24 protein-coding genes and 2 pseudogenes are annotated in these 25876 nt (G+C 70.1%); 12 read left to right on the plus strand and 14 right to left on the minus strand.

Features of this window, described 5'->3' with window-relative positions; genetic code table 11:
• Window positions 1-100 precede the first annotated feature (100 nt).
• Window positions 101-1744 (minus strand): cytochrome P450 family protein, encoded by a 1644-nt coding sequence (locus ACPU2J_RS00195; protein ID WP_423832402.1) that lies wholly within the window; start codon window positions 1742-1744, stop codon window positions 101-103.
• Between the two features lie 501 nt (window positions 1745-2245).
• Here ACPU2J_RS00195 and ACPU2J_RS00200 point away from each other — a divergent pair.
• From ACPU2J_RS00200 to ACPU2J_RS00210, 3 genes and pseudogenes are all read left to right on the plus strand, one after another.
• Window positions 2246-3235, plus strand: coding sequence for a ScbA/BarX family gamma-butyrolactone biosynthesis protein (locus ACPU2J_RS00200; RefSeq protein ID WP_423832403.1), 990 nt, complete (start codon window positions 2246-2248; stop codon window positions 3233-3235).
• 504 nt (window positions 3236-3739) lie between these two features.
• Window positions 3740-3972, plus strand: a pseudogene (locus ACPU2J_RS00205) (ATP-binding protein); the annotation flags it as partial.
• 451 nt (window positions 3973-4423) lie between these two features.
• Window positions 4424-4636 carry a hypothetical protein gene (locus ACPU2J_RS00210; protein ID WP_420077930.1) on the plus strand — a complete coding sequence of 71 codons (213 nt, stop codon included), beginning with the start codon at window positions 4424-4426 and terminating at the stop codon, window positions 4634-4636.
• Between the two features lie 444 nt (window positions 4637-5080).
• On the opposite strand, the gene ACPU2J_RS00215 is transcribed toward ACPU2J_RS00210, so the two are convergent.
• A complete protein-coding gene (locus ACPU2J_RS00215; protein WP_420077929.1) occupies window positions 5081-5476 on the minus strand; it encodes a DUF2267 domain-containing protein in 396 nt (131 codons plus the stop codon).
• Between the two features lie 108 nt (window positions 5477-5584).
• Window positions 5585-6019 carry an Hsp20/alpha crystallin family protein gene (locus tag ACPU2J_RS00220; protein ID WP_420077928.1) on the minus strand — a complete coding sequence of 145 codons (435 nt, stop codon included), beginning with the start codon at window positions 6017-6019 and terminating at the stop codon, window positions 5585-5587.
• A 128-nt stretch (window positions 6020-6147) separates the two neighbouring features.
• Here ACPU2J_RS00220 and ACPU2J_RS00225 point away from each other — a divergent pair, with 128 nt between their 5' ends.
• Window positions 6148-6807 carry an HSP18 transcriptional regulator gene (locus ACPU2J_RS00225; RefSeq protein WP_420077927.1) on the plus strand — a complete coding sequence of 220 codons (660 nt, stop codon included), beginning with the start codon at window positions 6148-6150 and terminating at the stop codon, window positions 6805-6807.
• 230 nt (window positions 6808-7037) lie between these two features.
• On the opposite strand, the gene htpG is transcribed toward ACPU2J_RS00225, so the two are convergent.
• Complete coding sequence (gene htpG, locus ACPU2J_RS00230; RefSeq protein ID WP_420077926.1) at window positions 7038-8957, minus strand: molecular chaperone HtpG; 1920 nt, start codon at window positions 8955-8957, stop codon at window positions 7038-7040.
• Between the two features lie 117 nt (window positions 8958-9074).
• Complete coding sequence (locus ACPU2J_RS00235; protein ID WP_420077925.1) at window positions 9075-9725, minus strand: type III effector protein; 651 nt, start codon at window positions 9723-9725, stop codon at window positions 9075-9077.
• A 127-nt stretch (window positions 9726-9852) separates the two neighbouring features.
• Here ACPU2J_RS00235 and ACPU2J_RS00240 point away from each other — a divergent pair, with 127 nt between their 5' ends.
• The 3 genes and pseudogenes from ACPU2J_RS00240 (at window position 9853) to ACPU2J_RS00250 (ending at window position 11286) form a co-directional block, all read left to right on the plus strand.
• The gene (locus tag ACPU2J_RS00240) at window positions 9853-10284 is read left to right on the plus strand and encodes an Hsp20/alpha crystallin family protein (RefSeq protein ID WP_053169201.1); all 432 of its coding nucleotides are present in this window, start codon (window positions 9853-9855) and stop codon (window positions 10282-10284) included.
• A gap of 97 nt (window positions 10285-10381) precedes the next feature.
• Window positions 10382-10782, plus strand: a pseudogene (locus tag ACPU2J_RS00245) (DUF2267 domain-containing protein).
• A 60-nt stretch (window positions 10783-10842) separates the two neighbouring features.
• Window positions 10843-11286: a DUF2267 domain-containing protein gene (locus ACPU2J_RS00250; RefSeq protein WP_420077924.1), complete on the plus strand. Its 444-nt coding sequence runs from the start codon at window positions 10843-10845 to the stop codon at window positions 11284-11286.
• 338 nt (window positions 11287-11624) lie between these two features.
• Here the strand turns inward: ACPU2J_RS00250 and ACPU2J_RS00255 are convergent, their stop codons facing one another.
• The 6 genes from ACPU2J_RS00255 to ACPU2J_RS00280 form a co-directional block, all read right to left on the minus strand.
• The gene (locus tag ACPU2J_RS00255) at window positions 11625-12494 is read right to left on the minus strand and encodes a MurR/RpiR family transcriptional regulator (protein ID WP_420077923.1); all 870 of its coding nucleotides are present in this window, start codon (window positions 12492-12494) and stop codon (window positions 11625-11627) included.
• A gap of 148 nt (window positions 12495-12642) precedes the next feature.
• Window positions 12643-13935, minus strand: coding sequence for a cyanophycinase (locus tag ACPU2J_RS00260; RefSeq protein ID WP_423832404.1), 1293 nt, complete (start codon window positions 13933-13935; stop codon window positions 12643-12645).
• 168 nt (window positions 13936-14103) lie between these two features.
• The gene (locus ACPU2J_RS00265; RefSeq protein ID WP_420077921.1) at window positions 14104-15318 is read right to left on the minus strand and encodes a M20/M25/M40 family metallo-hydrolase; all 1215 of its coding nucleotides are present in this window, start codon (window positions 15316-15318) and stop codon (window positions 14104-14106) included.
• Window positions 15315-16067, minus strand: coding sequence for an amino acid ABC transporter ATP-binding protein (locus ACPU2J_RS00270; RefSeq protein WP_420082258.1), 753 nt, complete (start codon window positions 16065-16067; stop codon window positions 15315-15317). Before ACPU2J_RS00270 ends, ACPU2J_RS00265 begins: the two co-directional genes overlap by 4 nt.
• An 8-nt stretch (window positions 16068-16075) precedes the next feature.
• Window positions 16076-17053, minus strand: a complete 978-nt coding sequence (locus ACPU2J_RS00275) for an amino acid ABC transporter permease (protein WP_423832405.1) — start codon at window positions 17051-17053, stop codon at window positions 16076-16078.
• A 2-nt stretch (window positions 17054-17055) separates the two neighbouring features.
• Complete coding sequence (locus ACPU2J_RS00280; RefSeq protein WP_423832406.1) at window positions 17056-17985, minus strand: ABC transporter substrate-binding protein; 930 nt, start codon at window positions 17983-17985, stop codon at window positions 17056-17058.
• A gap of 371 nt (window positions 17986-18356) precedes the next feature.
• Between ACPU2J_RS00280 and ACPU2J_RS00285 the strand changes: the two genes are divergently transcribed.
• Entirely contained in the window at window positions 18357-19451 is a 1095-nt protein-coding gene (locus tag ACPU2J_RS00285) for a hypothetical protein (RefSeq protein ID WP_423832407.1), read from the plus strand.
• Between the two features lie 27 nt (window positions 19452-19478).
• On the opposite strand, the gene ACPU2J_RS00290 is transcribed toward ACPU2J_RS00285, so the two are convergent.
• The gene (locus tag ACPU2J_RS00290) at window positions 19479-19763 is read right to left on the minus strand and encodes a hypothetical protein (protein WP_420077917.1); all 285 of its coding nucleotides are present in this window, start codon (window positions 19761-19763) and stop codon (window positions 19479-19481) included.
• 686 nt (window positions 19764-20449) lie between these two features.
• Window positions 20450-20746 (minus strand): PRC-barrel domain containing protein, encoded by a 297-nt coding sequence (locus ACPU2J_RS00295; protein ID WP_423832408.1) that lies wholly within the window; start codon window positions 20744-20746, stop codon window positions 20450-20452.
• A 55-nt stretch (window positions 20747-20801) separates the two neighbouring features.
• Between ACPU2J_RS00295 and ACPU2J_RS00300 the strand changes: the two genes are divergently transcribed.
• On the plus strand, window positions 20802-21548 hold the full coding sequence (locus ACPU2J_RS00300; RefSeq protein ID WP_423832409.1) for a hypothetical protein: 747 nt from the start codon (window positions 20802-20804) through the stop codon (window positions 21546-21548).
• Between the two features lie 99 nt (window positions 21549-21647).
• On the opposite strand, the gene ACPU2J_RS00305 is transcribed toward ACPU2J_RS00300, so the two are convergent.
• Entirely contained in the window at window positions 21648-22586 is a 939-nt protein-coding gene (locus tag ACPU2J_RS00305) for an NAD-dependent epimerase/dehydratase family protein (protein WP_420077913.1), read from the minus strand.
• 30 nt (window positions 22587-22616) lie between these two features.
• Here ACPU2J_RS00305 and ACPU2J_RS00310 point away from each other — a divergent pair, with 30 nt between their 5' ends.
• From ACPU2J_RS00310 to ACPU2J_RS00320, 3 genes are all read left to right on the plus strand, one after another.
• Window positions 22617-23393: a glucose 1-dehydrogenase gene (locus tag ACPU2J_RS00310; RefSeq protein ID WP_365072635.1), complete on the plus strand. Its 777-nt coding sequence runs from the start codon at window positions 22617-22619 to the stop codon at window positions 23391-23393.
• A gap of 212 nt (window positions 23394-23605) precedes the next feature.
• The gene (locus tag ACPU2J_RS00315; protein WP_423832410.1) at window positions 23606-24916 is read left to right on the plus strand and encodes a PP2C family protein-serine/threonine phosphatase; all 1311 of its coding nucleotides are present in this window, start codon (window positions 23606-23608) and stop codon (window positions 24914-24916) included.
• 236 nt (window positions 24917-25152) lie between these two features.
• Window positions 25153-25743 (plus strand): hypothetical protein, encoded by a 591-nt coding sequence (locus tag ACPU2J_RS00320; RefSeq protein ID WP_423832411.1) that lies wholly within the window; start codon window positions 25153-25155, stop codon window positions 25741-25743.
• Window positions 25744-25876: the final 133 nt, after the last annotated feature.

Raw genomic sequence — 25876 nt, forward strand, 5'->3', positions numbered from 1 at the left:
CGATCCACACCCCCATTAAAACCAACCAGAAGGTCCGATTGTTTTCAAGCACGCCCGACACCACCCACACCCCACCCACACCCGACCCCCACCCGAGCCGTCAGCGACCACCACCGCCGGCCGGCACCCCGAGCACCACCGGCAGCCGCGCCAGCCCGTTGGAAATGAACGACTCCACCCGCGGCAACCCACCCACCACACCCTCCCCGGCCACACCGTCCGGGGGCGTCTCCTGGGCCAGGACCGCATCGGGGAACCGCTCGAAGAAACGCCGCAACGCGATCGCGCACTCCGCACGCGCCAGCGCCGCCCCCAGACAGTGATGCGTACCGAACCCGAACGACAGATGCTGCCCCCGCGTGGGACGCAGCACATCGAACCGGTCCGCATCCGCACCGTGCACCGCCGGATCCCGGCCCGCCGCACCGAAGGACACGATGATCGGATCACCCCGCCCGATCACCACCCCCTCCCCCATGTCGATGTCCTCCACCGCGAACCGCAGCAACCCGTAGAACGCCGGCGCATCCACCCGCAACGCCTCCTCCACCGCGTCCTCCCACGACGCATCCCCCCGCCGCACCGCCGCCAACTGCCCCGGATCCGCCAGCAACCGGTGCAACGCCGTACAGATCAAATTCGCCGACGTCTCATAACCCGCCGTGAACAACAAGATCAAATTGTCCAGCAACTCCTTCTCACTCATCCCCCGCCCCACACCGCCACCACCAGCAGCCACACCGCCACCACCACCGCCGCCGCCGACAGGACAGCCCCCCTGCCCCACCCCACCCCACCCCGCCGCCCCGCCACGGCCACCACCAGGACCCACCCCGCCACCCACACCCACGCCACTGCCGTCCCCGCCGAAGCCCCCGACGCCGCCCGGGCCCTGACCGCCCGCACCCGAACCCGAACCGCCGGCGGCGGTGGCGGTGGCGGTGGCGGCCCGACCGTCCCTGCCGGGGCCTTCCCCACCGCAACCGCCGTCCCCACCGGAGGCGTCGCCACCGGGGCCTTCCCCACCGCAACCGTCTCCGCCGGGGCCGTGTCCGCCGGGGCGGCCGTCCCCGTGGCCGTCGCGGGCCGCGATCAGCGCGCTGGTCAGGTCGTCCCCCGGATGCGCACGCCGGTAGGCCACCAGATCCGCCATCGTCACATCCAGGTCCGCGGCATTGCGCTGCGCGTCCTCGGCACTGATACCCGTGTCGAAGAACCCCTTGATGATCTTGTGGAGCGGGGCCCAGGACCGCTCCGGTATCCCGAACAGCTCGAACACCACCCGCGTCGGCAACTCGTGCGCCAGCCGCCCCCGCAGATCCACCACCTCACCCGGCCGAGCCGCCGCCAACGACTCCAGCAGCTCCCCGGTGATCTCCTCGATCCGCGGTCTCATCGACGCCACCCGACGCGTGGTGAACGCCCCCGCCACCGGCCTGCGCAACCGGGCATGCTCCGCACCGTACGCAGTGATCATGTTCTGCACCGACACCCAGATCGCCAGCGGCCACCGCTCACCGACCTCACCGTCGATCCACGCCGGCCAGTGACGGTAGGCATCCTTCGACACCCGCGGATCCGCAAGCAGCCTGCGGATCTCCGCATGACCGTTCACCGCCCACGCACCCACCCCACCCGGCAGCACCACCCGCACCGCAGGCCCCCGCCCACGGATCAAAGCAGCCTCGGCATGCACATCCGACCCCGCCGCATCGATCTCGACCGGGCACTGACGACGGTTCATCACAACAACACTCCACAAGGGCGGCGGACTCGGCAACAGGGCGCGACAACCCGTCCACACCCCGCATTTCAAAACCGCCCATCCGGTTCTTGATTCACCGGCGGCGGCCCCGAGTCTGGCACGACCCGCCCCGCATGCCAATGGTTTCCGGGACACCGGGCCCGCCACCCGCCCCCGACACCGCCCCCACACACCCCCACCCCGCCCGCCCACCTGAACACCAGACGGCAACGCCCTTGCGGACCAGGGCATTCAACCCGAAGAACCACCCACGAACACCAGCCACGAGCCGCCCGTCACACCGGCCACAACCCCGCCCGAATTCCCTGGTCCACGCCACGCACCCCCACCCCCGGCCCCCCGCCACCCCCGGGCAGGCCCGCCGGCACCCCACATCCCCACCCACCGAATCCCTTGCAAAAGAAACCGGAGAGTACGTATCTTGCGTCTCGCGAACGCAACCCGACCCATCCGTCGAACGGCTCTGCGGGAGAAGGTCCCATGACCATGCTGACGATTCGCCACAACACACCCGCCCCGCCCCTCACCCCCGCGGGCGAACCCTGGACACGGCACACCACCCCCCGCACCCTGACCACCACCGTCCCCAGGGAATACGTCCACCGACGCTCCCACGCCGAGGTCTTCCTCACCGGCTGCCACCGCACCGGCCCCCACACCTTCACCCTCACCGGCCAGTGGCCCCGCGCCCACACCTTCTTCACCAGCCCCGACGGCACCCGCCACGACCCCCTCCAAGTCGGCGAAACCATCCGCCAAAGCGGCCTCTACCTCTGCCACACCGCCTACGGCGTCCCCCTCGACCACCACATCCTCCTGTGGAGCCTGGACTTCACCACCCACCCCGACCAACTCCACATCGGCACCACCCCCACCGACCTCACCATCACCGCCACCTGCACCGACTTCACCCGCAAAGGCAACCGCCTCACCGGCACCCTCCACGCCACCCTCCACCGCGGCAACCACACCACCGGCCACGGCACAGCACACTTCACCACCATCCCCCCCACCACCTACAACCGCCTCCGCCGCCCCCACACCACCCCACCCACCCACACCCCCACCACCCCCAACCCCACCCGACACCACACCCCCCTACCCCCCCTCACCCCCACCACCACCGGACGACACCACCCCCACGACGTCATCCTCACCCCCACCCACAACCCCCACCAATTCACCCTCACCCCCGACCTCACCCACCCCATCCTCTTCGAACACACAAACGACCACCACCCCGGCATGGTCCTCATCGAAGCCGCCCGCCAAGCCACCCACCACCTCCACCACCCCCACCCCTACACCCCCACCACCATCACCACCCACTTCCACACCTACGCCGAACTCCACACCCCCACCACCCTCACCACCACCACCCACACCCCCACCCACACCACCATCACCGCCCACCAAAACAACAACCCCATCTACACCACCACCCTCACCACCAACCCCACCAACCCATAACCACCAAACAGTGGTCTCGCCCCTCACTGCCGCAACCACCCCACACACAGACCGGCACACGACCACACGCAACACGCCACCCACGCAGCGCCGTCCAAGACCTCATTTCGAGATCTGACATGTGACGACCGGCCGGTGACTGGACTCATAACCGTGACCGCTGCCTTGAGGAACTCGAGCACAACCGCCAGCCCACTCCACCCGGCAACGAAACCGGGCTAGGAAAACGCGCGTCAGCTCCGCACCGGGCTTACGGCAACCGGGCGCAAGCCGATCAGCGGCATGCCGGCCCAAAGACATGCCGCTGCCACACACGCACCACCTGAACCCCGCCCAACCCCCGCCACTGGCGTTGGAAGTACTTCGGGAGCCAAACCAGCGACGGACAGCGACACCCACCAGAACGACCCACCGGCCCGCCACACCCACCAGAAACACCCACACCCACAACCAACCGCCAAAACCCAAACAGGAGCGCCACTGCGAGAGCACTCCGAGGCAAATGGCGCCCTGCGCCACGCCGGCGGCGCCTGAACCTGGACCTGACCGCCTACCCGGACAGCATCGAGGTGGCCGTCCACGATCCGAGCCCGCAGGCGCCGCGTATGCGGACCCCCGACCTGAACCGCGGCACGGGCGGCTTCGGCTGGCCCATGGTCGACCGCCTCTCCCGCTCCACCCGTGCCACCGGGTCCCCCGCAGGCGGCAAGACCGTACGCGCCCTCCTGCCCCGATAGAGCCCGCCGCACCCGCCGCCTACACAGCGATGCTCCCCGGCGACCTCGTTGAAGCCCACGAGACGTTCCTCGAGCCGGCCCCGCCTCGGGCGGTCCCGGCTACCCCGAGGCCAAGGCCACCACCGCCTCCCTGCACCCGCCGAGCAGGCCCTTGGGGCGATGCACGCCCCAGAAGGATCGCGAAGGGTAACTTCCGGATACCTGGATGGCAGCGACCTGGCGAACGAACAGACACGGGTCGCGAAGAGAGGCCGAAGATCGGCCCGTCGCCTCTTGAATGATCGAGGCGGCGCCCTGCGGAGGCACCCCTCCTTGGCTATCCAGCCGTGCCCAGGAAACAGCCTGGCCGCCCAGCATGGCGGGTTTCCCAGAAGCGGAAGAATCGTTTTGATGAGGTGACGCCGATCATGGAAAGAGCAAGCCGAATTGGCCGCAGCAGAAAGGCCCCCTCGTGATCCACGCATCGCTGGTGTGCCAAGGCTGCTCCGGCACCCTCTACGCCGTCGCCACCAAAGACGGTGCCGCCTCCCTGCCCACCTGGAAGGTCGACCACGACCGCACCCCGCCTGCCTGCCCTCTGCGCCCTCTCCTCCCGCTGGAAGGGACAGCCGCCCACATTCAGGAACTGCCCCACGCCGACCATGTGCTGACGCAACCGGCCTGACACGGCCGGGCCGCCGGCCACGCGATGGCACCTGTTCGTCCAGGAAGGCGCCGAGCGGCCATACGCAGCGCTGCAACACCTTCTCCTGAGCAGGCAGTGATCAGCTCTGCCTGGTGGGCAGACGGCCGAGCCCAGAGCGAGCCGGCCAAGGGACATGCCCGCCGGGCCATGGAGAGATCAAGGGCACCTTCAAGCACTGAGGCTCCGCCTCAGGCGACGGGTCCGGGACCGCAGCAGCGGTCCCGGACCCGTTTTTCATGTACCGGGTGCCGGGGCACCGATCAGGCGGCGGGCTCGGGGCGGCGCAGCTGTGCCTGGCCGAAGAGGACGGCGTAGTCGTCGGGGAGCTGGCCGAGGATGCGGGCGAGGAGGTCGGGGCCCGTCAGTCGGGTGACGACGGCGAGTACGGCGCCGGTGTCCCAGCGGGCGACAGCCGGGCTCGGATCAGCCGGGCTGGGGATGGCCGAAGAGGAGGTCGTAGCCGGGCGGGAGCTGGAGAAGGACCTCGCGGATGAGGACGTCGCCCGCCGCGGCGGCCGCGGTGGACAGGACCGCTCCGATGTCCCACAGGGCGGTCTCCTCGGTGGCGCCTTCGATCCAGGCCGCGGTCGCGCGGACGAACCGTTCGGGGGAAAGCGGTTCGGCAGCCTGCAGTGGGTTGAGGAGGATCAGGGCGTAGGTCTCCGGGAGCCGGGCGGCGAGCTCGGCCCGGACCGTGCCGACCAGATGGGCGCCGAGCAGGGCCAGGACGACACGGGCGACGCGGTCGGCTTCCTCAGTGGTTTCGTACTCGCCGCGTTCCTGCACATGGGCCAGGAACGACTCCCTGCGCATCGACATCGACATCACCTCCGGGAAGAGGGGTGAAGCAGGTCAAAGAAGGGGGCGGAGGGCGGGTGCCGGAGGGGGATCGGCGCTTCCCCGCCCTCCGCTGGCTACGGGTGCGCGTCAGGCGGAGATCTGCTTGGGGCCGGCGTCGGCGCGGATGCTGATCTTGCGGGGCTTGGCGCGCTCGGCGATCGGGATCCGCAGGGTGAGGACACCCGCGTCGTAGTCCGCCTCGATGTGCTCGGTGTCCAGGGTGTCGGCCAGCATGATCTGACGGGAGAAGACACCCAGCGGCCGCTCGGCCAGTTCCATCTTCACGGAGTCGGCCTTCAGGACCGGGCGGCGCTCCGCCTTCACTGTCAGCATGTTCCGCTCGACGTCGATGTCGATCGCCTCGGTGTTCACACCCGGCAGGTCGAACGCGATCACGTACGCGTCTGCGTCGCGGTAGGCGTCCATCGGCATGACCGACGGCTTCGACCAGGTCCCCGACGTACCCGCCAGCTGCTGGAGGATCCGGTCCATCTCGCGGAACGGGTCGGTGCGCATCAACATCGCGAAACACCTCCAGTTGGTTCAGGCAGAGACTGCCAATGCGCTTCAACGTGCCACCGTTGTAACATGTCATCCAAGCGATGACAAGCGCAGAGTCATCTGGAGGATGACGCGTTACGGAGAGCTCCATGAACGAAGCCCTTGCACCGGCCGCGCCGGTCTCCTTTCTCGCCGCCGCCGCGGCGCTGGAAGCGATCAACCAGTCCTTGAAAGACGCACAGCGATCCGCCGCCCGGAACGCGGAGCCGCCCCCGGCTGACACGGGCCCGCGCCCTGCCCTGGCGGCCCTGCTGACGTTGCGCGAGGTCCGCGAACAGCTCGCCGGCTGGGAGAGCGGACTGATCGAAATCGCCCGCGGGCAGGGAGCCAGCTGGGCCGACCTCGCAGGCCCCCTTGGCGTCTCCAGCCGCCAGGCCGCCGAGCGCCGCTACCTGAGACTGCGCCCCGGCACGCCTGGCTCCACCGGTGAGGAGCGTGTCCAGGCCACCCGTAATTCACGTGCTGCGGACCGCACCGTCACCGCATGGGCCCGCGACAACGCAGCGGACCTGCGCCGCCTCGCCGGACAGATCACCGCCCTCACCGACCTGCCCGAGAATGCCCAAGACGCGGTCGGCGAGCTGAACCTGGCACTCGCCGATAACGACCCTGCCCGCCTCGTCCGCCCGCTGACCGCCACGCGCGCGTACCTACGGCCCGAAGACGCCGGCCTCGCCGAACGCATCGACACCCTCACGCGGCACACCGAACAGCTCCGCCAGGACACCCACGACCAACGCAGCACATGAGCCTGGGACGCCCACGAACCGTTGCGGACGCCGATCTCGCCAGCGCATGACGACCCGATGTGCACCCGCCCCGCCGTCCCATGATCCCGCCCAGAGCAGATGGCCTGGGCGGTTTCCTGAAGCGCGGGGACATGGTCCACCTTGCAGCGGTCACGGTCGCGCCGTCTGCTCCAGCGCTCCGAGCGGAAAGCCGGAACAGACGGTTCCTCTGTGCGGGGCTGCTTCTGTGGTTACAGGGTGCGGGTCAGGTGGTCAGTGAGGAGCCGGGTGAAGCGGGCCGGGTCGGGCAGGTCGCCTCCTTCGGCGAGCAGAGCGCTGCCGTAGATCAGCTCGGCGATCTCCGTCAGAGCGGGGGCCTCGGCGTCTGCGTGGTGTGCGGTGCGAAGTGCGGTGATCAGGGGGTGTGTGGGGTTGAGTTCCAGGATCCTTTTGACGGTGGGCATCTGCTGGCCCATGGCCCGGTACATCTTTTCCAGCGTGGGTGTGACGTCGTGGGCGTCGCCGACGATGCAGGCTGCCGAGGTTGTCAGGCGTGAGGACAGGCGTACCTGCTTGACGTGGTCGGACAGGGTGGTGGTCAGCCAGGGCAGCAGGGCGGCGAAGTCCTGCTCGCGCTGGGCCTTGTCGGCTTCGGTTTCCGTTCCGCCGTCGGCGGTGTCGTGGAGGTCGACCTGGCCCTTGGCGATGGACTGCAGGCGATGGCCGTCGAATGCGGGGACCTGGTCGACCCATACCTCGTCGATGGGGTCGGTGAGGATGAGCACCTCGTAGCCCTTGGCGGCGAAGGCTTCCATGTGGGGGGAGTTCTCGACCATGGCGCGGGTCTCGCCGGTCAGGTAGTAGATGGTGTCCTGACCTTCCTTCATGCGCTCGACGTACTCGCGCAGTGTGGTGGTCTTCTCCTGGTCGTGGGTGGAGGCGGCCGACACCAGCTCCAGCAGGGCCTCGGTGTTGTCGGTGTCCTCGAGCAGGCCCTCCTTCAGTGCTCGGCCGAACTGGGCCCAAACCTTCGTGTAGCGCTCGGCGTCCTTGGCCTGCATGTCCTTGAGTGCGCCGAGGACCTTCTTGACCAGGCGTCGGCGTACGCCTTGGATCTGGCGGTCGTGCTGCAGGAGCTCGCGGGAGACGTTCAGCGACAGGTCGTGGGCGTCCACGACGCCCTTCACGAAGCGCAGGTAGTGGGGCATGAGCGCTTCGCAGTCGTCCATGATGAACACCCGCTTGACGTACAGCTGCACGCCGGACTTGGACTCGCGGGAGTACAGGTCGAAGGGGGCCTGTTCGGGGATGAAGAGCAGCGCCTCGTATTCGAAGGTGCCTTCGGCGCGCATGTGGATCGTATCGGCCGGGGGCAGCCAGTCGTGGCTGATCTGCTGGTAGAACTCGTTGTACTCGTCCTCGGTCACCTCGCTTCGAGGCCGGGCCCACAGCGCCTTCATCGAGTTGAGCGTGTCGAGGGCGGAGGTGGCTTCGCCGTCGGCATCGGTCCGGTCGGTGGCCATGCGGATCGGCCAGCGGATGAAGTCCGAGTAGCGCTTGACGATCTGTCGGATCTTCGATTCGGAGAGGTAGTCGGCGAGTCCGTCCTCGCTGTCGGCGGGCTTGAGGTGCAGGGTGACCGAGGTGCCGACGGGGAGGTCGTCGGCGGCCTGAATGGTGTAGGAGCCCTCGCCGTCGGACTCCCACTGGGTACCGGAGTCGGTGCCGGCCCGCCGGGTGTGCACGGTGACCTTGTCGGCGACCATGAACGCCGAGTAGAAGCCGACGCCGAACTGCCCGATCAGACTCTCCGTGGTCGCGGCGTCCTTGGACTCCTTGATCTTCTCCAGGAGGGCGGCGGTGCCGGACTTGGCGATCGTGCCGATCAGCTCCACGAGATCATCTCGGGTCATGCCGATGCCGTTGTCCCGGACGGTCAGGGTGCGGGCGTCCCTGTCGACCTCCAGCGAGATGTGCAGGTCGGCGGTGCCGTTCTCGGTGAGGCTGGCATCGGTCAGTGATGCCAGCCGCAGTTTGTCCAGGGCGTCGGAGGCGTTCGAGATCAGCTCGCGCAGGAAGATGTCCTTGTTCGAGTAGATCGAGTGAATCACCAGCCGGAGCAACTGGCGGGTCTCGGCCTGGAATTCCAGCGTCTCGACGCTGCTGGGCATGCTGTGGGTCCTTTCAGCGGAAGGTCAGATGTACGGATGGGCCTCGGGCAGGGGCCTCGTCGGCGTGACGCGCAGGTGGTGCGCACCGCGGACGGAGGACGGCTCTGCGTGTGCGGGTCAGTCTTCGTCGGAGGCTGTCGTCGGGCGGTGGGCTTCGAGGACGTCCAGGGAGTCGACGAGAGCGGTGTGGCGGGCGTCGAGGTGGGGACGCATGCCGGCCAGGGGCGCGATGAGCTCAGCGGCGTCCGCGGCGCCGAGAGCGGTGTGCAGGGCGGCCTGTGCCGAGCGCGCTTCGGGCGTGAGGTGGGCGAGAGCGGTGATCTGTCCGGCGAGGCGACGCAGGTCGGCTGCGTTGGCTCGGGCCCAGGTGGCGGCGGTGCGGTCGGCGGCACGGCGTTCGCGGGTGGCCTGCACACGCTGCTCTCCGGTGGTACCGGGGGGGCCGGGCCGGCCGCGCAGGTAGCGGCGTTCAGCAGCTTGGCGGCTGGCGACACCGAGGGGATGGGCAAGCTCTGCCCAGCTGGCGCCTGCCTCGCGGGCGGTTTCGATCAGACCGGTCTCCCAGCCGGCGAGCTGCTCACGCACCTGCCGCAGCAACATGAGGGAGGCCAGAGCCTGCTCGGGGCCGGGCCCGAGGGCGTCGGAAATGTCGTTCTGGGCGTCGCGCAACGCGTCGTCCATGGCCACCAGGGCTGCCGCGGCAGCCACGAAGGACGCCGGACTGCGGGCCTCGCTACCGGGCGCGGGCGGCTGATGGGCTGCGGTCACGGGCGCCTCCTTCAGAGTGTCATCAGTTTGACGACGGCATGTTTGTCGTCCACTGGATGACATGCTACAACAGGGTCTGTGCAGCGCATTGGCAACAACCGTTCGAACCTGCTGGAGGTGTTTCACGATGTTGATGCGCACTGACCCCTTCCGTGAGCTGGACCGGATGGCGCAGCAGCTGGTGGGTCCGGGTACCTGGTCGAAGCCGTCGGTGATGCCGATGGACGCCTACCGCGAGGGTGACGAGTACGTGGTGGCCTTTGATGTCCCCGGCGTGACCGCGGACGCGATCGACATCGACGTCGAGCGGAACATGCTGACCGTCAAGGCCGAGCGACGGCCGACGGCCAAGGCCGACAACGTCAAGATGGAGCTGTCCGAGCGGCCGCTGGGCGTCTTCTCCCGCCAGATCATGCTCGCCGACACCCTCGACACCGAGCGCATCCAGGCCGACTACGAGGCCGGCGTTCTCACCCTGCGCATCCCGATCGCGGAGCGCGCCAAGCCCCGCAAGGTCTCCATCGGTGCCGGCTCCGGCCGCAAGGAGATCTCCGGCTGACCAGTCCGGAACCGGTGCGGAGGACGGCCCATCCGATCTCCCCCTCCCCGGCCTCCGCACCCCCTGTGGAACCGACAACACCAAGGGGTGGCGGCTGATGACCTTGCGACGGAAAGTGTTCCTCGACCGTGTGAAGGAACGCGGCGAGTACGACATCGCGGAGTAGGCCGAGCGTGCGGCGCGCGTCGTGCTCGCCCTGCTCAGCACCCACCTGATCGGCAAGGTCCGCGCCCAGCACGCGGCACGCCCTGCCGGAAGGCTTCAGCATGATCCTGCTCAACCCGCTGGAGAGCGCCGAGCCGTTTTTTCCCCCCCGAGCGATTCGTCCGCGCGACCGCCGCCTGGATCGAGGGCGCCACCGCGCAGACCGCGACGAGGGACGTCAGCGCCGTGCCGGCCACCGTCGCCGACACGGCAGGCGAAGACCTCACAAGGCAGATCCTGCCCCGGCTCCCCGTCGGCTACGACCTTCTCTTCGGCCGCCCCCGACCCATCTGACGAAGACCGGGAGTGCCACGTGCCCGGCGCTCCCACAGCTCCTGAAAGGCATGCACCGCAGTGATCACCGACGCGCGCGTACCGCTCACGCACCAGCAGCCGTGCTCGATGGCCTACGAGCAGATGCTGGAGAAGGTCCGATACGAAGGCGCCTACCCCACCCGTGAACGGGCCGAAGAAGCTGTCCGCGTAGTGCTCACCGGACTCGGACGTCAACTGACCGGTGACGAACGCGTCGACCTGGCCCGCTGCCTGCCCCTTGAGGCGGCACGCGTGCTGACCGCGCAGATCCCCGACACCCGGCCACTGACCGGCTGGGACTTCATCAAGGACCTCGCCACACGCTCCGGCGCCTCTCTGGCCACCACCCGCTGGGACACCGGCGCCGTCTTCACCGCCGTCACAGCCCACGCCGGCCCCGACCTGACCAGCCGCATCCTCCACCAGCTCCCCACCGACTGGGCTCTGCTGTTCGGCCAAGCAGAAATCACCCCCGCCACATAGCCACCGAGACGCCCGCCCAGAGGGCGCTTCGGTCAGCGACGGGAGATCAATACCGTGATTCTCCGCTTCGTGGAGACCTCGGGTGTGCTGGCGATGGAGCTGGAGGGGAACCTCACCCATGAGGAGCTGGTCTCGGCTCTGCCCGCAAACCAGGCGCGCCTGGGCGTCCACGAACTGTACTTCGCCCCTTCTGATGCCTCGGCGCCCTCAAGACGGTGGTCGATGCCCTGTGTACTCCGGCGACGGCTCCGAAAGGCTTCGGCTCCCGGCACGACCGGTGGGGAAATCCGTCGGGCGTCGTCATTGTGCAGGAAGCGTTCGCGAGGACTGTGATGCGGTCAGTACAGGCCCATGCGCCGGGCGGTCTCCTCCCCGTGTCGCAGCCGTTGGTGGGCGTCTTCTCCCAGTGCGGTGAGTACTCCGGCGACGACCGTCTCGATGACGGCGAGGGTGGGCACCAGGCTGTCGTAGGGGGATGGGGCCGCGACCTGGCTCGGAAGCACCACGTCTGCGTGGGTGGAGGCGGGCGACAGCCATGTGTCGGTGAAGAGGACGACCTTGCCTCCATTCGCCTGTGTCACTTCGGCCATGGTGACTTTGTCCTGCTCATAGCGCCGGTAGTCGAAGATGACGAGGACGTCGCGCCGGTTGAGGGCGGTGAACACTGCGGTGCGTTCGACATCCCGGTCGGGCAGAAACCTCACGTTGTCACGCATTTGCATGAGGTGCAGGCCGAGGTACTGGGCCAGGAGGTTCGTGAAGCGCCCGCCGGCCAGGGTGATGCGGCGTTTGCCGTCGGCCATCAGCCGGATCGCGTGGTCCAGATCGTGCGGGGGGAGTTCGGCGAGGGTCTGTGCGACGGCGCCGCTGAAGACCTTGCTGCCGCGCGTCAGGAGGGGAAGGCTTTCGTCCGGACCGCCCGTGCGGCCGTAGTCGGTGGCTTCGTAGAGGGAGAGCGGAGAGGCGTTGCGTTCGTCGAGTTCTGCTCGCAGGGCTGCCTGGAAGTCGGGGAAGCCCCGGTAGCCGAGGCGGTTGACCAGGCGCAGCACGGTCGGGGTGCTGACGGCTGCGCGTCTGGCGAGTACGGCCATGGTTTCGAAACCGGCTGCGGGGTAGCCGGCGAGGAGCACGCGGGCGACTTTGCGTTCGGCGGGGCTGACGTCGCCCAGCTTGAGGCGGATCTCGTCGGCGAGCGTGCCGGGGGCCATGCGCGGGGTCTCCCTCAGGATGTCGGGTCGTTCGGAGCGGTGAAGAGGTGGCGGGTCGAGCCTACTGCCGCTGGTGGCGGGGCAGGGCCGGCCGGATCGTGCTGAGGTCCGGCCGGCCCCGCTCGCCGGGTGCGAGGTCCGGGCGGCGTCACTCCGGGGCGACGGCTATCCGCAGGCCGGTGACGGTGTGTGCGGTGGCGCCGTCAGCGGTCCAGGCGGTGGATCCGGGTTGCTTGCTGAAGGTGACGGTGAACCGGGGGCCGCTCTCGAAGGTACGGGCGGTGGCGGTGCGCTGGGTGGCGGTGGCTGCGAGAGCGCGCGCGGTGCCCAGGAAGGAGTAGGGGGCGCCGGCGGGGTTGGCCGCGGAGTAGAACACGTCGGTGTTGGCGGGGACGGGTGAGGCGGGCGTCGGTACCAGTGGGTGCTTGTCGGGTGAGGGGTGGACGCTCCAGCGGCTCGGATCGTAGCGGTCTCCGTCGGTCAGGTAGGTGTAGCGGGCGCCGGTGAGGGACCACGCTCCGGAGTTCGTCTGGCGGGTCCGGGCGTTCCGGAGGTCGAGGATGGCGACGCCTTGCGGGCCGAGAACGCGCAGTTTCTCGCGCGGTGTGCGGGGGGCTTCGACGATGAGGGCGGTGTTCTCCTCCAGTGCGTACACGCGGTCGTGGCCGGTGTCGGCGGCGAGGCGCAGGGCCCTGCCTTCGCGGCCGTAGGCGCCGGTGTGGGTGTCGATCAGCCCGGAGTGCAGGAAGCCGAATCCGCCGGCGGGCAGGTGGGCGAGCCGGGTGGGATCGTCGAAGTAGCCCGGGCTGCTGCCGTCGCGCAGGCCCTGGTAGGAGTCGCCTCCGGTCACCATGTCGGTTCCGGCGGCGATCTGTGCTCCGGCGCTGGTGCCGGAGACGACCGCGCCGGCGGCGAGTTTGGTGCGGATCGCGGCGAGGACCTTGGAGTCGGTGTGGGCGGAGCCGTGGAGGAGGGTGGTGACGTAGCGGTACTGGTCGCCGCCTCCGAAGAAGAAGCCGGTCATGGAGTTGACCTGCCGGACGACCTCGTCGGAGTCGGCGTTGGCGATGTGGTCGAGGTCGACGGGGATCCACTGGGCGTCGGCGGCGCCGTGGCGCTCGAACAGGTCGGCGTAGTAGGCGCCGTTGCATGCGCTGTTGCTGCACTTGTCCGGGTCGGTGGCGTGCGGGTCCTGGCTGGCGGGGACGGAGGAGGCGGTGATCACCCCGATTCGCGCCGAGGCGCCGCCGGCCCGTTTGATGATCTCGCCGTAGACCTGGGTGTTGTCCGCCTTCAGTGCGCCGCCGACGAGGACGAGGGAGCCCCGGTCTGCGGGATGGTGGGGGGTGTGAGCGCTGGCCGACGGGGCGAGGGCCAGGGTGAGCAGAAGTGCGGTGGCGCCGGCCAGTGCGGTGCGGCGGGCTCCGTTCGGGATGCGCATGTGGTGGCTCCTGGGTGGGGGTCGGTGGTGGCCGGGACCGCGGCCGGGTGGGCCTGCCGCGGTCCCGGCGCGGGCCGGCAGCCGGGTGCGTGGTGGGCCGGGCTGCCGGGGCCGGGCCCCGTACCGGGCCGGGGATCGCCATCGAGCCGGTACGGGGCGGATGGGGGGTCAGCCTGTGCGGCTGTCGCCGAGTTCGGCGACGAGGGACGCGAGGAGGGCGACGCGGACGGGGACGGTGGAGGTGTCGAGCCATTCCTCGGGGGTGTGGTCGGCGCCGCCGACCGGGCCGAGCCCGTCGAGGGTGGGTACTCCGATGCCCGCGATGAAGTTGGCGTCGCCCACACCGCCCGTCGCGCAGCCGCCGAGTGGGACCCCGAGGTCCGCGGCGATCCTCCTGGCCCGGTCGAACATGCGGCGCGAGGCGGGTGTGTCCTCCATGGGGGGGCACAGGTCCAGTTGCTGAACCGTGGCGGTGGTGCCGGGTACGGCGGGCCGTGCGGCGGCGGCTTCGATCGCTGACCTGGCCGCTCCGATGCCGGCGGCGGTCGCCGAACGCACCTCGACCTGCAACTCGGCTTGCGGGCAGACGATGTTCGCCCGGGTCCCCGCGCGGACGACCCCGACGTTGACGGTGACGTCGTCCCAGTGGCCGTTGAGTGCCTGGAGGGCCACGACAAGGTGGGCGGCCGCCAGGGCGGCGTTCGCTCCGCGCTCGGGCTCGATGCCGGCATGGGCGGCCCGGCCGGTGACCGTCACCCGGAAGTCGGCGACGCCCTTGCGGGCGATGACGACGTCGCCGTTCTCCCGCGCGCATTCCAGGGCGAGGGCGAAGTGGGCTCCGCAGGCGGCCGCCTCCGTCGCCGGGCGGCTCGCGGGTGAGCCGATCTCCTCGTCCGGGGTGGCGAGGAAGACCAGTTCGGCATACTGGCGCAGCCCGGTCTGCTCGAGGACCTCCAGAGCGCTGAGTCCCGCGAGCAGTCCGCCCTTGTCGTCGCTGACGCCCGGCCCCCGGGCCATGCGGCCCTGCAGTGCGAAGGGTCGCATCGCGGCGGTGCCGTCCTCGAACACGGTGTCGAGGTGGGCGACGAGCAGGACTCGCCTGCCGCCTTCGGTGACGGGCAGGTCGCCTCGTTTGCGGGCGAGGACCACGTCGCCGACCGGATGGCCGTGGGTGGCGGCCGGAGCGATGCGCTCGACCTCGAATCCGAGGCCGTGCAGTCGTTGCTGGGTCCAGTCGGCCATCCGGTTGACGCCGGCGGGGCTGTAGGAGCCGGAGTCGATGGCGACCAGGTGCGCCAGGTCGGCGAGGTAGCCTTCCAGGCGCGCTTCGGCGTGCGGGAGCAGTGTGGTGGGACGGAGCTGCTCCCGTGAGGGGGAGGTCACAGGACCTTGGAGAGGAACGCGCGGGTGCGCTCCTGCTCTGGCTCGACGAGGACGCGGCGGGGATCTCCGGCTTCGACGACGACGCCGTCGTCCATGAACACGGCGGTGTCGGCCACTTCGCGGGCGAAGCCGATCTCGTGGGTCACCACGACCATCGTCATGCCGTCGGCGGCGAGCCGGCGCATCACGTCCAGGACGTCGCCGACGAGTTCGGGGTCGAGAGCCGAGGTGGGCTCGTCGAAGAGCATGAGCTTGGGCTCCATGGCCAGGGCCCGGGCGATGGCGACGCGCTGTTGCTGGCCGCCGGAGAGCTGCGCGGGGTAGTGGCCGGCCCGGTCGCCGAGACCCACCCGCTCCAGCAGGTCGTGGGCGGCGGCTCTGGCCTGCGTCCTGGTGACCCCGCGGACGTTGACCGGGGCCTCCATGACGTTGTCGAGGGCGGTCATGTGGGGGAAGAGGTTGAACCGTTGGAAGACCATGCCGATGTCGCGGCGTCTCTCGGCGACTTCCCTTTCCCGCAGCTCATGGAGCCGCAGCCCGCTCTGGCGGTAGCCGACCGGCTCTCCGTCGACGGCGAGCCTCCCGCCGTCGACCCGGTCGAGGTGGTTGATGCAGCGCAGGAGCGTGGATTTGCCGGAACCGGAGGGGCCCAGCAGGCAGCACACCTGGCCTCGTTCGACGGTCAGGTCGATGCCCTTGAGGACTTCGAGCTTCCCGAAGTGTTTGCGTACGCCCTGGGCGTGGACCATGGGGACGTTCACCGGGCCTCCTCCTTGCTGTTCTTCTGCACACGCTTCGCACGTGCGGGTCCCCCGCGGCTGAGGGATCCGGCGAACATGCGGCGCAGCGGCGAGAGGTGACCATCGCGCCCGCTGCCGCGGCCGTAGCGGCGCTCCAGCCATGTCTGGGGAATGCCGAGCAGCGTGACCAGGGCGAGGTACCAGAGGCTGGCGACCACGAGCATCGGGATGACCTGGTAGTTCTGCGCGTAGACGTCCTGAATGTTCGACATGAGGTCGTGCGCGGAGATGATCGACACCAAGGCGGTCATCTTGAGCATGTTGATCGTCTCGTTGCCCATCGGCGGGATGATGACGCGCATGGCTTGGGGGAGGACGATCCGGCGCATCGTCAGGGCCGGGCGCATGCCGAGGGAATGGGCGGCTTCGGTCTGGCCGGGGTCCACCGATTGGATGCCGGCCCGGACGATCTCCGAGGCGTAGGCGGCCTCGTTGAGTCCGAGTGCCAGCAGTGCGGCGACGGCCGGGGTGAGCAGGGTGTTCGTCTCGATCTGGAAGAAGGTGATGTCGGTGAAGGGGATTCCGATCATCACGTACTGGTAGAGGGCGGCCGCGTATCCCCAGAAGATGATCTGGACCAACAGAGGCGTGCCCCGGAAGAACCAGACGAAGAGGGAGGACATCCCGTACAGCACGGGGTTGGACGACAGGCGCATGACCGCGACCAGTGTGCCCAGGGCGAGCCCGAGGGCCATCGCCGCGACGGTGAGCCACAGGGTGGTGATCAGGCCCGAGAAGATCAGATCGGCGAAGAGATAGCGGCCGATGATCTCCCAGTGGAGATTGCCGTTCTTCGCCAGCGATCCGGCGACGCCGGCCAGGGCGGCGATGGCGGCCAGGGCCGCGATCCAGCGGCCGTAGTGGCGCAGCGGAACGATCGTGAGCTGCTCGGGCGCCGTGCGGTCGGTGTCCGCGGGAGCCGTTGTGGTGGTCATCTCTAGTCCACCGCCGCGTTCTTGGTGGCCTCCTTGACGGCGATGGAGGCGACACCGTACTTGTCGAAGATCTTGGTGGCGGTTCCGTCGTCGATCAGGGCCTGCAGGGCCTTCTGGATCGCGTCGCTGAGCTGCGGCAGCTTCTTGGAGACGGCGATTCCGTTGGGTGAGGCTCCGTAGCCGCCCGCGGCGGCCGGGTCGTCGACGACCTCGAAGGCGCTGCCGTTGTCGGCGGTCTTGGCGGTCCAGCCCGCGGCGGGCTTCGTCTGCACCTGGGCGACGACCTTGCCGGAGCGCAGGGCGAGCTGGGCGTCGGAGTCCTTGGGGAAGGTCTGGATGCCGATCTCCGCCTTGCCTGCGGCCTTGCATTGGGCCTGGTGCTCCTGGAGGAGTTCCAGCTGGTTGGTTGCCGCCTGGACGGCGGTCTTCTTGCCGCACAGGTCGTTCAGGGTCGTGATCTTCTCGGGGTTGCCCTTGACCACCATGATTCCGGAGCCGGAGACGGAGTAGTCGACGAAGTCGACGACCGCCTGCCGCTCCTTGTTGTCGGTCATGGCGGACATGGCCGCGTCGAACTTCCCGGCCTGGATGGCCGGAACGATGCCGTCGAACTTCTGGGGCGTGAAGGCGAACTTCACGCCCAGCTTCGCGCCCAGCGCCTGACCCAGGTCGTAGTCGAGACCGGTCAGTTCGGGCTTGCCTTCGGTCACGAACATCTCGAAGGGGGCGTACGGCACGTCGGTGGCCACGCGCACCACGCCCGCCGTGCGGATCTGCTCCGGCAGGGCGGCATGCAGTGCAGCGTCCCGGGTGATCGTGACGCCGGCGACCGAAGCGGCGGCGGGCGTCTCGGCGGCACCGTCAGAGGCGTCGTCCCCGCAGGCCGAGACCGTCAGGAGAAGCGCCACGGACAGGGCGGAGGCCGTCGACACGCGACGAAGGCACGGGGTTGGCATCACAGATGACCCTCTCGGAAGACCGGCCGGTGACAACGGGGCGCGTCACCGTCTGACACGCCAGAGAATTACATCTCCACCTCCATGTTGGCTAGATGTAACTCACGTTTCATTAGGGTAACGGGCCGAGAACTCGCGACGCCAGGAGGATCCGGGGGCCCTGTCCCAGGCAATTGGCGGACAGTCCCGTTCCGGCGGCTGGTTCTGCGTTACATCTATCGCGGGCAGCGCATCAGATGTACTTTCCGTTGCTGCACGCCGTAGTGCTGCTCCGCGGCGGCCGCTTCGCCGCTTCGCCGCTTCGCCGCTTCGCTGCGTACCCCTCACCGACTGCTCACGGAGGACCCATGAGTCCGCTCCCCCGCCGCTTCTCCCCCGCGCCCACCGCCGCCTCGCCGGGACGGCGCCAGTCCGCCCTCCGCAGGGCCGCCTGCCTCGCGGCCGCTGTGGCCGTCCTCGCCGGAGGGTTGATCCACGCCGGTCAGGCCGAGGCCGCAGCGAGCCGCATCCGGCTCGGCAGTTCCACGGACGCCGGTCGGGCCGCCTGGTCGGGTCCCGCCTTCACCATGAACGGGTCCGGCGGTATCGTCGCAGCCTCCATGACCAAGGCCGTCGACGCCATCCGCGGCGGAACCGGCTCGCTCGACGTCGTGGTGCTGGCGGCGTCGGCACCCTCGTCCGGCAGCAGAACGCCCGAGTGCGATGCGGTCATGCGGCTGAGCGGTGTCAACTCCTGCACCACGTGGACACTCACCAGGGCGAGCGACGGCAACAACACGCAGGCCAACACCGACATCCGCAACGCGGAATTCGTGTACTTCGCCGGCGGCGACCAGTGCGAGTACGCCGCCTGGAAATCCACGGCCCTGCGCGCCTCCGTCCAGTCGGTCGTCGCCAAGGGCGGCGGCTCCGGCGGAGGCAGCGCCGGCCACCACATCAACAGCTCCGTGGTCTACGACGCCTGCCGGGGCAGCATCACCTCCGCCGAGGCCCTGTCAGACCCCTACGACTCGTACGCGACGTTCACCACGGGCATCTTCGACTGGCCGAACTACGGCGGCACCATCAACGACTCGCACTTCGTGACCCGCGACCGCATGGGCCGCACCATGGCCTTCGTGGCACGCGCGCTCAGGGACGGCCTCACCCCCGGAGGGAAAGCCTGGGGAGTGGGCATCGAGGAAGGCGGCTCCCTCTTCATCGAAAAGAACGGCCAGGCCACCCTCTTCGGCGCCGACAGCTACATCGTCCTGGGAGACCACCAGCCCGAGAAGGCCGTCCCGGGCACACCCCTGACCTTCTCCAACTACAAGATCTGGCACCTGACTTCCGGACAGACCTTCGACTTCAAGAACCGCCCCACCTGCGGCTACTACCTCAGAAGCGTCACCAATGGCGTCACCGACGGCAACCTGTACAACGGGACACCCACCAGCTGCTAGAACGCTCCGAACAGTCGCGCACTGTGGTCATGCCGGCAGCCAGTCGTGACCGCCCACCCCAGCACGAAAGCGTGCGCCGTGATCGTCGGGCAGGTTGAGACAGGCGAGCGCGGTGCACCACGGGGCCGCGGCGGCGGGGTTCTTCAGGTTCAGCAGCGAGGCGTAGGCGAAGAGAATCCGGTGGGCGGGGCGGTTGCCGTTGCCTCCGAAGAGGAGGACGTCCTGGAAGGGTGGGGCTGGCGCACGATCAGGTCCCCACGTACGACCTGCCCGCCGCTGCGGGGAGGCCGGGGCCCCGTGCTGGGCCGCCATCGCCCACCGGTACGGACTCGACCTCCGAGCTCCGGCACCCGGCCCGCGCGGTCAACGCTCCCCACGCCGATCAGGCCGGTCATGAAGCGAACGATCCCCTCAGGCGCGGGGGCGACACGTCGCGATCGCCCTGCCGACCCTGAGCAGCCGCTGCCCGCCCTGCCGAACCACCTCACGCGCACCGGGCATGCGCGGGAGCAGCGGGCCGGCCGAAGCCCCAGCGCTCTCCAGGAGGCCCGGCGCGCCTTGCGGACGGAAGTTTGTTGCCGAGGTTGTGGAGCAGGTAGCTGGGGCTGAAGCCGCACACGGGCCCCTCGTGCAGTCCGGGGCTCGATGCCGGAAGGAGCACTCACCCGCCGATCCCACCAAGCCCGCTCGGTGCAGCCGAATTGCTCCAAGTGCGCGGCCCCAGCCCAGGACGGGGGCCCGCGTCAACACCGAGCCACCCTGTTCGTGACCGTCGGCACGATGCGGCGTTACACCTCTGCCGCACCGGCCACCTCCCCCCGTATCCCGTGTGGCGCTCTCCCGGCGATGGGGCCCTGCCCGGCCACCCCTCGCCGGGACATCCCGCCCCATCAGGCCGCCCCGCTGAGACCGGTGTTTCCGGGGGTGGCGACTGCCCGTGCACCTCGCCGGTTCCGCCATCGGCGGCCGAGGTCTCAGAGGCGGTTCGACAGGTTGCCCTAATAGCCGCCGACCTCACGGTGGTACTCCTCATTCCCGAGGTGCTTGTCCTTCCCGAACTCGGGAGCCGCCTTGATCTGCTCCTTCGTCCAGCCGACGTAGATCTTCTCCTCCTCCACGTCGACACGGTCGATCGTGCCCGCCGGCAGAAGGACCTCCTTGCCGAAGATCCACGGGCCGGTGTCGACCACGATGTACGAGGAACCGAACATGTCGGAGTGCTTGTCGACCTTTCCGATGGAGCCGTCGGCCGCCTCGACCCGGGTCTCCTCGCCGAGGTCGAAGTACTGGCTCATCACGGGCCCTTTCATCTGATCATGACTAGCCAGCCGCCTGGTCTAGGTTTGACCTGTGAACCAGCGCACTTCGTCGGCCGGGGCGACACGCGAGCCCGGCGTGCCGCCCTGCCAGGTCGTCCTGGCGGAGACCGACTGGGGTTCGCTCCGGACGGCCTTCGGGAACGGTGAGTGCCTTCCCGAAGTCCTGGCGCGGTTGCTGGAGCAGGACCCCAAGGTCCAGGTCACCGCCTTGGCGGAACTGAGCGAGCTCGTCGGCCATCAGCACACCGTCTACGAGGCCACCGCCCCCGTCGCCCGGTACGTCGCCGGGATCCTCACCCACCCGGCCGCCATGACCCTCCGGCCGTATCGCAGTGTCCCCCTGCGCGCGACGTTCCTGAACTGGTTGGCTTCCACGGCCTACGACGCCTCCGACGCGATGGTCGAGCGCACCGGGCAGTACGTCCCCGGCTTCCGCGCCGCCGGCACCGCGTCGGCGGCCTTCCGGGACCTGCGCCCGATGCTCTATCAAGCCGTCGCGCCGTTTCTGCGGGACGGTCACGAGGACGTGCGCGAAGCCGCCGGACCGGCCGCGCTCATCCTCGCCGAGCATCCCGCGCTTGCCCGGCACCGCGATCACCTCGCCGTGCACGCACGCCGCATCCTGGCCACCAGCGGCGACGACCACAACCGGCGCGTTGCCTGGACGGCCCTCACCGCATGGGGCCATGACGTCACCGACTTCGAGCCTGTGCCGGAAGAGCCCTGGGACTGCAGGCCACACAGCGACGGCCTCGGCGATCTCGAGCCTCCCTTCTGACCCATACGCGGCGAAGGGACCGTGCACCTCCTGGCGTTCGTCGGGCGGTTCGCCGGGGCGGAGCCGGCCCGGCCGTGCGCAGTCTCCGAAGGGCAGCCGTCATCCGGTGAGTTCGGCTCGGTACCAGTCCGCGTACGGGGAGAAGGCCGCGCTGAAGGCCGGGCCCGGCCGGCAGTTCAGGCCGTCCCACAAGCGGCTGCTGTCGTACCAGTGGTCCACCGCCAGCAGCGACAGTCGGCGGCGCAGCATCGCGTCGGGGCCGGCGCCGCCCTCCAGTAGGTCCAGGGCCCCGCGCATGTCCGTCTCCCCCTGCGGCAGCGGCAGGCCCAGGGCTTGCGTGACCGTGCACACCAAATCCCGCGCCGTCACGGGCTCCGGGTGCGCGGCATGCAGCACACCAGGGGCCTCCTGCGGGGAGAGGGCCAGCTCCGCCAGTGCCCCCGCCAGCGCGTCGACGGACAGCATCGAGATGCGGGCCCGCCCGCCGTCCACCCAGTGCGGCAACCGTGCCAGCAGCGACACCAGCGACGGGATCACCCAGCGGTCCCCTCGTCCGAACACCATGTGGGGGCGCACCACCGTCCCCCCGGCAGCCAGGACCAGGCGCTCCCCGGCGAGGCGGGTCGCGCTCGTCACCGAACCCGGCGCCTCCGCCAACCCGCCCTCGGCGGGCCCCCGGTGGGGGCCTTCGCCGTAGACGGCGGCCGTGCCCAACTGCACGAAGCGTCGTACGCCCGCGCGGTGGGCCTCCGCCACCAGCGCAGCGGTTCCCCCGGTGTTGACCGCCCGGCACTCCTGCTCCGTTCCGCCGATCCGGGAGGCCAGGTGCACCACGGCGTCCACCCCGCGGCACAATCCCGCCAGCGACCCAGGCCGTGCCAGGTCCGCGGGTACCGCCTCTGCGCCAGGTGCCACCTCCGCCCGGTGGACCACGGCCCGCACCCGGACTCCGTGCTCCAACAGGCGTGCCACGACGGGAGTTCCGACGAATCCCGCGGCACCGGTCAACAGTACGGTCTTGGTCTCTGTGTTCGCCATCAGGCCATTCCACCGTGTTACCGTCGCGCCGTGACGCCGGGAAGAAGTGAAACCTTACTCGCGGGCAAGTCAGCACTGATCACCGGCGCGAGCGCCGGCATCGGGGCGGCAGCAGCCCGCGTATTCTGCCGCGAGGGCGCATCGGTGACCCTCGTCGCTCGCCGCGAACACGAACTCGCCCAGCTGACGAAAGAGTTGCAGGCAGCGGGGCATCGCGCGCAGTACGTCGTGGCGGACGTGCGCCGCAGCGAGGACATGGCCCGCGCCGTCGACGCGGCCGTCCGCGCCTACGGACGGCTCGACGCGGCCTTCAACAACGCGGGCATCGGAACGACCCCCAAACCGCTGCACCTCCTCGACGAGGACGCCTACGACCAGGTCATGGACACCAACGTCCGCGGGGTCTGGAACGCCATGCGCCATGAGATCCCCGCCATGCTCACCGCGGGCGGCGGCGCCATCGTCAACAACAGCAGTACGGCCGGCCTGGTGGCCACGCCCGTCTCGGCCAGCTACATCGCCTCGAAGCACGCCGTGCTGGGCCTGACCAAAGCCGCAGCCTGCGAGTACGCCCCCCAGGGCATACGGGTCAACGCCATCGCGCCCGGCTCCACCCGCAGTGAAATGATCGACGCCTGGCTCCGGGAGAACCCGGAAATGGAGGAGGTCCTGCTGCGTTCGGCGCCCCTCCCCCGCATCGCCGCCCCCGACGAGATCGCCGAATCGGCGGCGTGGCTGTGCAGCGACCGTGCCTCGTTCGTCGTCGGTGCCACCGTCGCGGTCGACGGCGGCTGGACCACCCGTTGACACCGTCCCTGCCGTAACGGCCACCTCTGGCGTCGATGCCACCCTCCGGCATCGACGCCGCGTCGCTGCGGGCCGGACGGCGCAGCCGGGCCGGGACACGCCTCGCGCCTGCCGCCCGGCGGCGGTGACGGCTGGTGGAATGCCTTCCTCGGCAGACCAGCCGCGACGGCCGGTGGGTGACGTCCGGGCGGCAGGCGCGACAGGGAGGCAACGTGTCCGGGCAGGGCAGACCGCAGTGGCGCCTGCGTGCGGTGGAGGCCGCCCTCGACCACCTGGCGGCGGCCCGCGACGAGGCGGAGGTCTGCCGGGAACTGGCCGCCTTCCTCGTCCGGTCGGTGTGCGACGCGGCTGCGGTGGAACCGGTGGCCGCGGTGGAACCGGTGGGTGCGGGCGCCGAGCCCGGCGCGGCGCCCGCACCGGTGGCGACGGCGGTGGCCGGCGAGGCCCGCCTGCTGCGGGGTGCGGTGGCGGCGGACGACACCGGTACGCCGGTCCGGGCGCGGGACGGCGACCACCCCCTCCGGGTGTGGACCGCGGACACGGCTGACGGCCCGGTCCGGCTGGCCGAGGCCGCCCTGGTCGCGGGGGACGAGGTGTACGGCCGGGTCGTGGCCGCCCGGTCCCTCGCGCCGCACATCACCCCGCACGTCACCCCGCCCGCCACGCCGTCCCCCGCCCGCTCTGCGGAAGGGTTCGACGACGACGCTCTGGCGGTGCTGCACTTCGCGGTGCGGCTCGCCGGTGTGCAGCTCGGCTGGGCGCGCAGGCTGGCGGCCGTGGAGGGGTCCGCGGTCGAACTGCAGCGGGCGCTGGTGTCCGAGCCGGGGCGGCCGCACCCGAACCTGGAGGTCGCCAGCCGCTATCTGCCGCTGGGCGGCCGGGCCGTGGTGGGCGGGGACTGGTTCGAGACGGTACGCCTGCACTTCGGGCGGACCCTGCTGGTCGTCGGGGACGTCATGGGGCACGGACTGGACGCCGCCGTCGACATGAACGCCTACCGTGCCGTCCTGCGGGAGATCGCCTCCACCGACCTGGCGCCGCACCGGGTGCTGCGGCAGATGGACGCCCTGTCCGCGGCGGACGAGGGCCGACGGCCGGCGACCTGTCTCCTGGCCCGGATCGACCCGGCCCGCGGCACCGCGGTGTACGCCGGGGCCGGGCATCTGCCGCCCGTGCTGTTCGACGAGGACGGCACCGGCACCCTGCTCGACGTGCCCGTCGGTCCGCCGCTCGGCACCGGGCTGGGCGGCTACGAGGCGCTGGCCCGGCCGATCGGTCCCGGGCAGACCCTGCTGCTCTACACCGACGGCCTCGTGGAACGCCGCGGCGAGGACATCGACGTGTCGCTGGCCCGGCTGACCTCCTTGCGTGTCCCCGGCGGGCTTCCGCCGGCCGCCGTGGTGGACGCGGTGTGCGCGGGGCTCGACGCCCACCGTGCCGAGGACGACGTCGCGGTCGTCGCGGCCCGCCTCCGGCCCCGCCCCGCACACCCTGCGCCGGGAAGCCCCGCCGCACCCCAGTAGGCCCCGACGGGCCGGCGGGCCGGCCGACCGCGCGCCGTGCTTCGCCGCGCCTCGCCTCGCCGGTGTGCGCGACGCCCGTACGGACGTCCGGTCCGTGTGCGGCCCCGCAGCCGCGGCGGCAGCCCCACCGGCCCCGTCTCACGCCCCCTTTCACGACCTCGGCGAAACGGGCTGACAGCGCTGCTCCCGCGTGGCACGTTGTACGCCGTCAGCACGACGGAGGGGGACGCCCGTTCATGCCGAAGTACGCCGAGACCGACGAGGATGCCCACCAGAGCCTTCTGGAGTACTGCGAGTCCATCGGCTTCGACCCCGAGTGGATCGCGCCGGACACCTGGGCCACGACGATCAGGATCGCCCGGACCAAGGACAAGGGCTACGCCGAGGCCTACAAGTCCATCGACACCGACCGCACCGAGATGATCAAATCCGGGGCGCGGGAGGCCCGGAAGAAGAAGCTCGACGGCGACGCCGCCCATCTGCTGGGGAAGATCACGACGCACTACCTTCTCAAGGACTCGCTGGTCGTGACCGTGCTGAAGCAGTGCGCGGCGACCTACGTGGGAGGGGAACGCGTCAACCTGGGGCTGGGCGGGTCCCCGATGGACCCTGACGCCTACGAGGAGCTGCGTGTGGAGTGGGGCCAGGCGGCTCCGTTGGCCGCGGGCGGGGTGTTCACCGACTTCCACAGCTTCCCGCCGCAGGACAAGGCCGCGGCGGGCAAGGGGAACGTGGGCGGCACCCTGGCCAAGCGCAAGGTGCAGGGCAATCTGCTGGTGAAGGTCGCCGGCGTGCGGTTCAACATGCACATCGACATCGCGTCCTGAGCCGTCCCGCCCGCACGACGTCCCTGCCCGGCCCCGGAACCGTCCGGTGCCGGGCAGCGGCGCGCCTACGGGCCTTCGGGCCGTCCGGACGGGTGGGTGAGGGGCGGGGGCCGGTTGGCCCGCCGGCCGCGGC

It is taken from the genome of Streptomyces manipurensis (assembly GCF_049570255.1).
GTDB classification, from domain to species: domain Bacteria; phylum Actinomycetota; class Actinomycetes; order Streptomycetales; family Streptomycetaceae; genus Streptomyces; species Streptomyces manipurensis.